The organism is Aquabacterium sp. (assembly GCF_044226965.1).
Lineage (GTDB): Bacteria > Pseudomonadota > Gammaproteobacteria > Burkholderiales > Burkholderiaceae_C > Pseudaquabacterium.
This window is the reverse complement of the sequence record NZ_JBGAGA010000118.1, coordinates 1-10,120: the sequence shown is the minus strand read 5'-3', so window position 1 is coordinate 10,120 and position 10,120 is coordinate 1. Positions and strand designations below refer to the sequence as shown.

At 73.1% G+C, this 10,120-nt stretch carries 10 protein-coding genes; 1 reads left to right on the top strand and 9 read right to left on the bottom strand.

All coding sequences use genetic code 11. From position 1 onward, the window contains the following. Positions 1-47: 47 nt before the first annotated feature. From ACILR4_RS28515 to ACILR4_RS28495, 5 genes are all read right to left on the bottom strand, one after another. Positions 48-926 (bottom strand): lysophospholipid transporter LplT, encoded by an 879-nt coding sequence (locus ACILR4_RS28515; protein WP_395704274.1) that lies wholly within the window; start codon positions 924-926, stop codon positions 48-50. A gap of 272 nt (positions 927-1,198) precedes the next feature. Continuing rightward, positions 1,199-2,071, bottom strand: coding sequence for a UDP-2,3-diacylglucosamine diphosphatase (locus ACILR4_RS28510; protein WP_395704273.1), 873 nt, complete (start codon positions 2,069-2,071; stop codon positions 1,199-1,201). 111 nt (positions 2,072-2,182) lie between these two features. After that, complete coding sequence (locus tag ACILR4_RS28505) at positions 2,183-3,322, bottom strand: CaiB/BaiF CoA transferase family protein (protein WP_395704272.1); 1,140 nt, start codon at positions 3,320-3,322, stop codon at positions 2,183-2,185. 1 nt (position 3,323) lies between these two features. Continuing rightward, entirely contained in the window at positions 3,324-4,316 is a 993-nt protein-coding gene (locus tag ACILR4_RS28500; RefSeq protein ID WP_395704271.1) for a Bug family tripartite tricarboxylate transporter substrate binding protein, read from the bottom strand. 35 nt (positions 4,317-4,351) lie between these two features. After that, complete coding sequence (locus ACILR4_RS28495; RefSeq protein ID WP_395704270.1) at positions 4,352-6,094, bottom strand: acyl-CoA dehydrogenase family protein; 1,743 nt, start codon at positions 6,092-6,094, stop codon at positions 4,352-4,354. Between the two features lie 104 nt (positions 6,095-6,198). Between ACILR4_RS28495 and ACILR4_RS28490 the strand changes: the two genes are divergently transcribed. Continuing rightward, positions 6,199-7,095 carry a LysR family transcriptional regulator gene (locus ACILR4_RS28490; RefSeq protein ID WP_395704275.1) on the top strand — a complete coding sequence of 299 codons (897 nt, stop codon included), beginning with the start codon at positions 6,199-6,201 and terminating at the stop codon, positions 7,093-7,095. Between the two features lie 3 nt (positions 7,096-7,098). Here ACILR4_RS28490 and thiD read toward each other — a convergent pair whose 3' ends face one another. From thiD to ACILR4_RS28470, 4 genes are all read right to left on the bottom strand, one after another. Further along, positions 7,099-8,697 (bottom strand): bifunctional hydroxymethylpyrimidine kinase/phosphomethylpyrimidine kinase, encoded by a 1,599-nt coding sequence (gene thiD / locus ACILR4_RS28485; protein WP_395704269.1) that lies wholly within the window; start codon positions 8,695-8,697, stop codon positions 7,099-7,101. Continuing rightward, a complete protein-coding gene (locus ACILR4_RS28480; protein ID WP_395704268.1) occupies positions 8,694-9,533 on the bottom strand; it encodes a thiazole synthase in 840 nt (279 codons plus the stop codon). Before ACILR4_RS28480 ends, thiD begins: the two co-directional genes overlap by 4 nt. Before the next feature lie 5 nt (positions 9,534-9,538). Then, on the bottom strand, positions 9,539-9,763 hold the full coding sequence (gene thiS, locus ACILR4_RS28475; RefSeq protein ID WP_395704267.1) for a sulfur carrier protein ThiS: 225 nt from the start codon (positions 9,761-9,763) through the stop codon (positions 9,539-9,541). After that, on the bottom strand, positions 9,760-10,120 hold a 361-nt coding region (locus tag ACILR4_RS28470; protein WP_395704266.1), incomplete at its 5' end, for an FAD-dependent oxidoreductase. The genes thiS and ACILR4_RS28470, both read right to left, overlap by 4 nt.

Here is a 10,120-nt window from a genome sequence, read left to right as displayed (position 1 = left end):
CGAAGGGCTGGACAGCATCGGCCTGACGCTGAGCTTCCAGGACCGCATCACGGCGTTTGCGCAGGCGCACTGGGCCGCGCAGCCGTGGCTGCAGGACGTGGCGCGGCGCTGCGCCAGACCAGCAGCGCCATGAACAGCGCAATGGCCGCGCCGAAGCCGACCATCAGCCACAGGATCGGCACGCCCGCGGCCAGCAGGCCGGCGTAACCCGCCAGCATCAGCAGCACGCTCAGGTTCTCGGCAAATCCTTGCACGGCAATGGAGCGGCCAGCGCTCAGCAGCTGGTAGCCGCGGTGCTGCAGCAGCGCGTTCATCGGCACCACGAGCACGCCGCCCACCGCGCCCAGCAGAGCCAGCAGCGGCAGCGCCCAGCCCAGGGTCGGCGCCGCGGCGCCGGCCATCACCAGCAGCCCCAGCAGCACGCCCATCGGCAGCACGCGGATGGCGCGCGGCAGGTCGATGCAGCGGCCGGCCACGGTGGCACCGACGACCACGCCCAGGGCCACGGCCGCCTGCAGGGTCACCGCGCGGTCGAGGCCCAGGCCCAGGCGCCATTCGGCCCAGGCCAGCACCGCCATCTGCAGCGTGGCCCCGACGCCCCAGAACAGCGTGGTCACCGCCAGCGACAGCCCGCCCAGCCGGTCGCGCGCCAGCGTGCGCACGCTGCGGCCGAACGCGCGCACCAGCCGGCCGGGATGCACGCCGCTGGCGGGGTAGCGCGCGCCGCTGTCGGGCAGCCCGGCGTTCAGCCCCACCGCCAGCGCATAGACCGCGCCGACGGCCAGCAGCGAACGCGTCAGCCCGCCGCCGAAGTCCAGCCACAGCGGGCTGACCAGCAGGCCGCCCAGCATGGTGCCGAAGATCGCCGCGCCGACCACCGACACCTCCAGCCAGCCATTGGCAGCGGTGAGCTTCAGCGGCGGCACCAGCTCGGTCAGCAGCCAGGCCCAGCAGCTTGACCGCGTTCATGCCCGCCATCAGCCGCGCCTTCGGGAAGGCATCGGCCAGCGGCCCGATGAAGGGCGCCAGCAGCACGTAGCTGAGCGTGAACGAGAACTTCAGCAGCGGCGCCCACCAGCCGGCCAGGCCGCGCGCCTGCAGCAGCGCGATGGTGACGATCAGCAGCGCGTTGTCGGCCAGTGCGGAGACGAACTGCGCGGCGATCAGCCGATGGAAGCCCGGCGGCATGCCCCGCAAACTACGCGGCCACGCCGGCGCCCAACGGCAGCGCCTGCGCCGGGCTCGGCGCGTGCGCGTCCTGCGACCAGTCCACCAGCTCCAGCCGGCCGTCGGCATGCTCGACCAGCGCGGTCAGGCTCTCGACCCAGTCACCGTCGTTGGCATACAGCACGCCGTCGATCATGCGCATCTCCGCATGGTGGATGTGGCCGCAGACCACGCCGTGCGCACCGCGCGAGCGCGCCTCGCGCGCAACCGCGGTCTCGAATTCGCTGACGTAGCTGACCGCGCGCTTGACCTTCAGCTTCAGGTAGCGCGACAGGCTCCAGTACGGCAGCCCCAGCCGGGCACGCAGCGAGTTCAGGTGGCGGTTGATCCGCAGCGTCAGCTCGTAGGCCCAGTCGCCGACGTAGGCCAGCCACTTGGCGCACTGGATCACGCCGTCGAAATGGTCGCCGTGGGTGATCCACAGCACGCGCTGGTCGGCGGTAACGTGCAGGCAGTCGGCCACCACGTCGACGCCGCCGAAGTTCAGGTCGACATAGCGGCGCGCGAACTCGTCGTGGTTGCCGGGCACGAACACCACCCGCGTGCCCTTGCGCGCCTTGCGCAGCAGCTTCTGCACCACGTCGTTGTGCGACTGCGGCCAGAACCACTGGCGGCGCAGCTGCCAGCCGTCGATGATGTCGCCCACCAGGTACAGCGTCTCGCATTCCAGCGCGCGCAGGAAGTCCAGCAGCGCCGCGGCCTGGCAGCCCGGCGTGCCCAGGTGCAGGTCGGAGATCCAGGCGCTGCGCACGCGCAGCCGGCCCTCGCCGGCGTGCGGCTGCGGCGGCTCGGTGTCTGCCGCCAGGGTGTCGGCGATGAAGGGCAAGCCGGGTTCGCGCTGCATCCCGGCATGCTGGAGGGCTTTCGAGAAAGCTGTGTGACGGCCGGATGGCAACTTGACGACGCGGCCGGCGCCGAGCTGTCCGCCGCGTCACCGCTGGGCAACGAAGCGTTGTCAGGCCCGCCCAGGTGGCATGTCGGCATCGACCGGCGGGGCCAGCCGGTAGCTGGCCGGCGTGCGCGACAGCTTGATCGGCGAGCCCAGACCGCGGTAGCCGCCGGGCATTTCCACCACCATGCCGCGGTGCGCGGTGTGCGGATGCTGCAGGGCCTGCGGCACGTCGAGCACCGGCGCGCAGGGCACGCCCTGCGCGATCAGCGTCTCGGCCAGCGCGGCGCCGTCGTGTGTAGCCAGGCGCTGTTCAAGCTCGGCCTTCAGCACGACACGGTTCACCGAACGTGCGCCGGCCGTCGCGAAGCGTTCGTCGGCAGACAGCTCGGGCGCGCCCAGGTGGCGGCACAGGACCTGGAACTGCCGGTCGTTGCCGACCGCGAAGAACACCGGCTCGCTGCCGGTGGCCAGCGTGTCGTAGGGGTAGATGTTCGGATGCGCATTGCCGCTGCGCTGCGGCGTGCGGCCGTCGAGGAACCAGTTCGCCGCATGCGGGTGCAGCAGCGACAGGCCGGCGTCGTACAACGCCGCCTCGACGAACTGGCCCCGGCCGCTGCGCTGGCGTTCCTGCAGCGCGAGCAGGATGCCCAGCGTGGCGTTCAGCCCCGCCACCATGTCGACCACCGGCATGCCCACGCGCAGCGGGCCGCCGTCGGCCTCGCCGTTCACGCTCATCAGGCCGCACATCGCCTGCAGTGCGGCGTCGTAGCCGGGCAGCCCGCCCAGCGGACCATCGGCGCCGAAGCCGGAGACGCGGCAATGCACCAAACGTGGAAAGCGCGCGGCCAGCACCTCATGGCCCAGGCCCCACTTCTCCAGCGTGCCGGTCTTGAAGTTCTCGACCAGCACATCGGCATCGGCCAGCAGGCCCAGCAGCACCTCGCGCCCGGCCTCGCTGGCCAGGTCCAGCCGCATCAGGCGCTTGTTGCGGTTCAGCCCCAGGTAGTACGAGGCCACGCCGCGCGCGTCGAAGGGTGGCCCCCACTGCCGCGTGTCGTCGCCCTGCGGCGGCTCGATCTTCAGCACGTCGGCACCGTGGTCGCCCAGGATCTGGCCGCAGAACGGGCCGCCGAGGATGCGCGAGGCATCGATCACCTTCAGGCCGGCGAGCGAGCCGGGAGGCGATGCTGCGGTCGTGCTCATGTCATTCCACCTTGGCACCGGAGACCTTCACGACCTCCTGCCACTTGGCCGCTTCTTTTCGCATGTAGGCGCCCAGCTGCGCCGGCGTGGTGTCGGCCGGCGGCTCCAGGCCCTGGGCGGAGAGCTTGCTGCGCACCTCGGCATCGGCCAGCACCTGGGCGAAGGCGCTGTTGAGCTTGGTCACCACCGCCTGCGGCGTGCCGGCCGGCGCGACGATGCCGAAGAACACGCTGACGTCCATGTCCTTCATGCCCTGCTCGGCCAGCGTCGGCACCTGCGGCAGCGCCTTCGAGCGCTGCGCGGTGGTGACGGCCAGCGCGCGCAGCTTGCCGGCCTGGATGTGCGGCTGCGCGGTCAGCACGTCGGTGAAGGTCATGCTCACCTGCCCGGCCAGCAGGTCGTTCAGCGCCGGGCCGGTGCCCTTGTACGGCACATGCAGGATCTCGGTGCCGGCGCGCAGGTTGAACATCACGCCGGCCAGGTGCGACGAGGCGCCGTTGCCAGACGATGCGAAGCTCAGCGACCTGCCCTGCGGCGACTTCGCCAGCGCGATGAGTCCCTTGACGTCCTGCACCGGCAGGCTCGGATTCACGACCAGCACGTTCGGCAGATGGCCGACGTGGATGATCGGGGCGAAGCTGCGGATCGGGTCGTAGTGGCTCTTCGCGAACAGGAACTGGTTGATCGCCAGCGGCCCGGAGGTGCCGAACAGCAGCGTGTAGCCATCGGCCGGCGCGCGCGCCACGACTTCAGCGCCCAGGTTGCCGCCGGCACCGGGCTTGTTGTCGACCACCACCGTCTGGCCCAGCGGCCCCCTCAGGGCGGCGGCGAGGATGCGCGCCATCGCGTCGGTGGGCCCGCCGGGGGCGAAGGGCACCACCAGCGTCAGCGGCTTGTTCGGGAAGTCGTCGCCGGCACGCGCGGGGGCGGTGGCGGTGGACAACAGGCCGGCGGCGGCCAGCGCGGCCAGCCAGGTGCGGCGGATGAACATCATGAGGGGTCTCCAGTCTCGGAATGGGGGGTCGCGGCTCAGAACAGGTCGACGGCTTCGAGCGCCGCACGGCCCGCGGGCGCGCCGCTGGCCGCGCCTTCGCACGCCAGCAGCGCCGGCAGCCAGGCCGGCGCGCTGTCGATCGCCAGCGGGTCCTGCGGCAGCACGCGGTGGCGCAGCACCGCCTGCGCCATCTGCAGGCGCGGCACGCTGCCCAGCCGGCCGGCTTCCCAGGCCATCGCGCAGGCGCTGGCCACGTGGTACAGCGCGGTGGCGGCCTGGCGCGCCGCATGGTCGTTGGCGCCGCGCGCCTCGGCCACCTGCTGCGCGGCGGCGCAGGCCTTGTGCAGCGCGCCGTCGAACTTGCGGCGGGCGTTCGCATGCAGCGGCGTCTCGGCCAGCAAGCGCCGCAAGTGAGCGTCCAGCAGCGGCAGCGAACCTTCGCGCTGGATCGCGCGCATCACGTCCAGCGCGACGATGTTGCTGGTGCCTTCCCAGATCGAGCCGAGGTGCGCGTCGCGCACCAGCCGCGCGTCGCCCCATTCCTCGATGTAGCCGCAGCCGCCGCGCACCTCCATCGCGTCGCCGGTCACGCGGCGTGCGTCGCGGCAGGCGCGGACCTTGATCAGCGGCGTCAGGATGCGCAGCAGCGCGTAGGCGCCGGGCTCGCCGGCGTCCGAGCGGCGCAATGCCTCGGCGGTCTGGAACAGCATCGTGCGGGCCTGCTCGGTGGGCAGCAGGATCTTCAGCAGCTGGCGCTGCATCAGCGGCAGCTCGATCAGGCGCCGGCCGAAGGCACGGCGCTCGCGGGCCACGAAGAAGGCCTCGCTGCAGGCGCGGCGCATCAGCCCGGCCGCGCGCATGCCGTTGGACAGGCGCGAGTTGTTGACCATGTCGGCCATCTGCTGGAAGCCGCGGCCGGCCTCGCCGACCAGCCAGGCCTGCGCGCCTTCGAGCCGGATCTCGCCGCTGGCCATCGAGCGCGTGCCGAGCTTGTCCTTCAGCCGGATGATGCGGTAGTCGTTCGCGCGGCCATCGGCCAGCGTGCGCGGCAGCAGGAACAGCGAGACGCCCTTCAGGCCCGGCGCCGCGCCGTCGATGCGCGCCAGCACCATCGCCAGCGCGGCATCGGGGTTGGAGCAGAACCACTTGTCGCCATGCAGGCGGTAGGCATCGCCCTCGGGCACCGCGCGCACCGCGGTCGCGCCGATGTCGGAGCCGGCGCCCTGCTCGGTCATGAACATCGCGCCCTGGGCCTGCTGCTCGAACGCATCGGTGGTCAGCGCCGCCAGGTGCTGCTGCTGCAGCGCCGCGCTGCCGAACTTGCGCAGCATGCGGGTCAGCGAATCGGTCATCGACAGCGGGCAGCACAGCCCGAACTCGGCCTGCACGAACAGGTAGCTCAGCGCGTACTTGGCCGCCGCCGGCATCGGCGCGGGCCAGCCCAGCACGCCGCCGCGGTGCGACATCGCCGCCAGGCCGAACTGCTCGAAGGCCACGCGTTCAAGCTCGACGTACGCCGGGTGCTTGACGATGCGCTGCGCATCGCGCCCGCTGCGGCTGCGGTGCTCCAGCGTCGGCGGGTTCCGGTCGGCGGTGTGGGCCAGTTCGTCGAGCCGGCCGCCGGCCAGCGCGCCCAGGCGGTCGAGCTGCGGCCGCAGGTGCTGGTGCAGGTCTTCGGGCAGGTACAGCGACAGCAGCGGGTCGAAGGCCGCGTCGTCGCGGAAGAAGTTGGCGCCCTGGCGGTCCGGCACCGGGTGTGCTTCGAGGGGGAGGCTCATCGGGGAACTTTCTGCGCGGGCCTGGGATGGACACCAGTATCGGCAGCGCTCCGATTCGCGTCCAATTCAAGTTCGGACTTGATTGATTCACGCTTTGTATGGCCCTGGAATTCCGCCACCTGCGCTGCTTCCTCGTGCTGGCCGACGAGCTGCACTTCGGCCGCGCCGCGCAGCGGCTGGCGATGACGCAGCCGCCGTTGTCGGTGAACATCCGCCAGCTCGAGGACGCGGTGGGCACGCAGTTGTTCGAGCGCGGCACGCGCGGCGTCAAGCTCACCGCTGCCGGCCAGGCCTTTCGCGCGCCGGCGCAGGCGCTGCTGGAGGGCGCGCGCGAGGCCTGCGAAACCGCGCGCCAGGTGGGCGCCGGCGCCATCGGCCGGCTGCGCGTGGGGCTGGTGGGCACGATGCTGTACCGCGGCCTGCCGCAATGGCTGCAGCGCTTTGGCCACACGCACCCGGGCATCGAGGTGGCGCTGGTCGAGCTGAACTCGCAGCAGCAGCTCGACGCGGTGACGCGCGACGAGCTCGACCTCGCCTTCGTGCTCGGCCGCCGCGTGCCCGAGGGCCTGCACTCGCGCACCGTCTTCACCGAATCCTTCGTCGCCTGCCTGCCGGCGGGCCATGCGGCAGCACCCTCTGCCAAGGGCCGCCGCAAGGCGCTGCCGCTGGCCGCGCTGCGCGACGAGCCCTTCATCCTGTTCTCGCGCAGCGTCTCGCCGGACTACCACGCGCAGATCGTCGAGATGTGCGCCGCCGCCGGCTTCTACCCGCGCGTGCGGCACGAGCTGCGGCACTGGCTCTCGGTGGTGGCGCTGGTGTCGCAGGGCATGGGCGTGGCCGTGGTGCCCGCGCCCTTGCAGCGCTCGGGCCTGGCCGGGGCGGCCTTCCGGCCGCTGGCCGGAACCGACGCCAGCTTCGAGGTGCGTTGCGTCTGGTCGTCGAAGGCCGAGACGCCGGCGTTGCGCGCGCTGCTGCGGCTGGTGCCAGCAGCGGCGGCCTGAGGCTCAGGCGTCCGGCCCGGGCAGGCTGGGCCGCGGCAGCGCCGGCACCGGCCAGCGCGGCGCCGCGCGGCCACGCGCCAGGGCCTGCTGCAGCGGCGGCACCGTCAACGCCGGGTCGTCGCCCAGCACGCGCACCGCACACGCGCCGTCAGCCCCGCATTGCGCAGCCTGCACGAACTGCTCGGGCGCGAGCAGGCCGCCGATCGCGACCACCGGCGCGCCGGCCACGGCACACCACCAGGCCAGGTTGTGCAGGCCCTGTGGGCACCAGGGCATGGCCTTGGTCAGCGTGGGCCACACCGGGCCGCAGGCGATGTAGCGCGGCGCCAGCGCCCTGGCACGCGCCAGTTCCCACAGGCTGTGCGAGCTGATGCCCAGCGGCAGGCCGGCCTCGCGCAGCGCCGCGCGGCCGGCCTCGCCCAGCGCCAGCAGGTCTTCCTGGCCCAGGTGCACGCCGCCCGCGCCCAGGCCCTGCGCCAGGCGCCAGTGGTCGTTGACGAAGAGCTGGGCGCCGGCCGCTTCGCAGGCCGCGATCGCGGCGCGGATCTCGGCGGCCAGCGCAGGTGCATCGCTGTGATCGCACTTGATGCGCAGCTGCACGGTGCGCACGCCGGCGGCCAGCACCTGCCGCACCCGCTCGGCGCTGTCGACGATGGCGTACAGGCCCAGCGGCGTCCGACCGGTGCCCGGCCGCGGCGCGGCGAAGCACGGCGCCTCGCCCCAGGACAGCTGCGGCAGCAGCGCCGGGTCGGCGCCGAAGCCTTCGGCCGCGCGCACCGGGCCGGCGCCCCGGCCCGCCGGCTGCGCGCGGCGCAGCGCGTGCAGCGTCGCCATCTTGGCCAGCACCAGCGCGTCGGCCGGCACGAAGCCCAGCGCCAGCGCGGCCGCCGCGCTGCTGGCGAAGGTGCAGCCGGTGCCATGGGTGCGCGGCGTGCCGATGCGCGGCGCGGCCAGCCAGCCCGCGGCTTGCGGCGTGGCGATCCAGTCCAGCACCTGGCCTTCGGCGTCGGGGCTGTCGCCACCGGTGATGGCCACGGACTGGGTGCCTAGCGCCTGAAGTGCGCGTGCCAGGGCCGGCAGGTCGCTGTCGTTGGCGACGGCGCCGACGTCAGCTGCGTCAGCGCCGTCCAGGCCAAGCAGCCGCGCGGCCTCGGCCCGGTTCGGCGTGACCAGCGTGGCGCGCGGCAGCAGTGCGTCGCGGTAGGCGGCCAGCAAGGCCGCGTCGGCGAACGAGGCGCCGCTGCTGGCGCGCAGCACCGGGTCGACCACCAGCGCCAGCGGGCCGGCCTCGCGCAGCCGGTCGACCCAGCGCGCCACGCAGCGCACCTGCGCAGCGCTGCCGAGCAGGCCGGTCTTGATCACGCGCGGCGGCATGTCCTCGGCCAGCGCGGCGAGCTGCGCTTCGAGCAGGTCCGGCGCCACCGGCTCGATGCGCGTGACGGCGCGCGAATGCTGCGCGGTGACCACGGCGACCACCGGGCACAGGTGCACGCCGAAGGCATCGGCCGCGCGCAGGTCGGCGGCCAGCCCGGCGCCGCCGCCGGAATCGGTGCCTGCGATGCTCCAGACGATGGGCGGCGGGGCGGAGTGGGCAGCACTCATCCAATGGCCTCGGGCAACAGGAAGGGATGGCCGAGCACCGGCGTGCTGGGCACCGCGAAGTCCTGGCGCGCCATCACGCCGGCCTGCCAGGCCGCGCGGCCGGCTGCGATGGCTTGTCTGAATGCGGCGGCCATGCGCACCGGCTCGCGCGCCTGGGCCACCGCGCTGTTCAGCAGCACCGCGTCGAAGCCCATCTCGAGGGCCTGCGCGGCATGCGAAGGCGCACCGATGCCGGCGTCGATGATCAGCACGGTGTCCGGCAGGCGCTCGCGCAGCGTGCGCAGCGCGAACGGGTTCAGCAGGCCCTGGCCCGAGCCGATCGGCGCGCCCCAGGGCATCAGCAGCGGGCAGCCGGCATCGAGCAGGCGGCGGCACAGCACCAGGTCGTCGGTGCAGTAGGGGAACACCGTGAAGCCGTCGCGCACCAGCTGCGTGGCCGCGGCCAGCAGCGCGAAGGGATCGGGCTGCAGCGTGTGCTCGTCGCCGACGACCTCGAGCTTGACCCAGGGGGTGCCATACAGCTCGCGCGCCATGTGGGCGAGCTGGATCGCCTCGTGTGCGCTGCGGCAGCCGGCGGTGTTGGGCAGCAGGCGCGCGCCGGTGTCGGCCAGCACGCGGCGGATCGCGGCGACGAAGCCGTTGTCGCCGGCCGCGCCGGCCAACGTGCGTTTCAGGCCGACGGTGACGACCTGCGCACCGGAGGCCCGCAGCGCCTGCTCCAGCACCGCAGGCGACGGGTAGCCGGCGGTGCCGAGCAGGAATCGGCTGGTGAGCGTGACGTCGCCGACCTGCCAGGTGGAGTGTCTATCGTTCGATGTGAGCGTGTTCGATGTCATCGGGATCAGCCTCCGACAATGGGTTGAAACAGCAGAATCTGCTGGCCTTCGGCGAGCACGAAGCCGGCGCGCGCCGCGCGCGGCACGAACTGGCCGTCGACCGCCGTCGCGACGCTGTCGCTCCCCTCGCCGCTGAGCTGCAGCAGCTCGGCCAGCGTGCTGTTGGCCGGCACGGTGTGGAGGCGATCACCGAGGCGCACGGTCACCAGGGTGGGGCCGTTGGTCGTCATGCCACGGCCTCCGTCGCTGCCCCCGGCGCCGCTTGCAGCGCCCGCCAGCGCGCCAGCGCGTCCTCCACCAGCGCCGGCGCCAGCAGCCAGCCGTGGCGGAACAGGCCGTTGATGCGCACCAGCCCGGGCTGCACCTCGACGCAGGGCTCGTTGTCCGGCAGCGCCGGCCGCAGGTTGCGATCGAGCCGCAGGATGCGGGCCTCCTGCAAGGCCGGCAGCACGCTGTGCGCGGCGGCCATCAGCTCGACCGCGCTTTTCAGCGACACCTCCGAGCGATCCTCGCTCTCGATCTCGCTGGCGCCCACCACCAGCAGGTCGCCGGGCCGCGGCGCGATGTAGACGCGGTGCCGCGGGTGC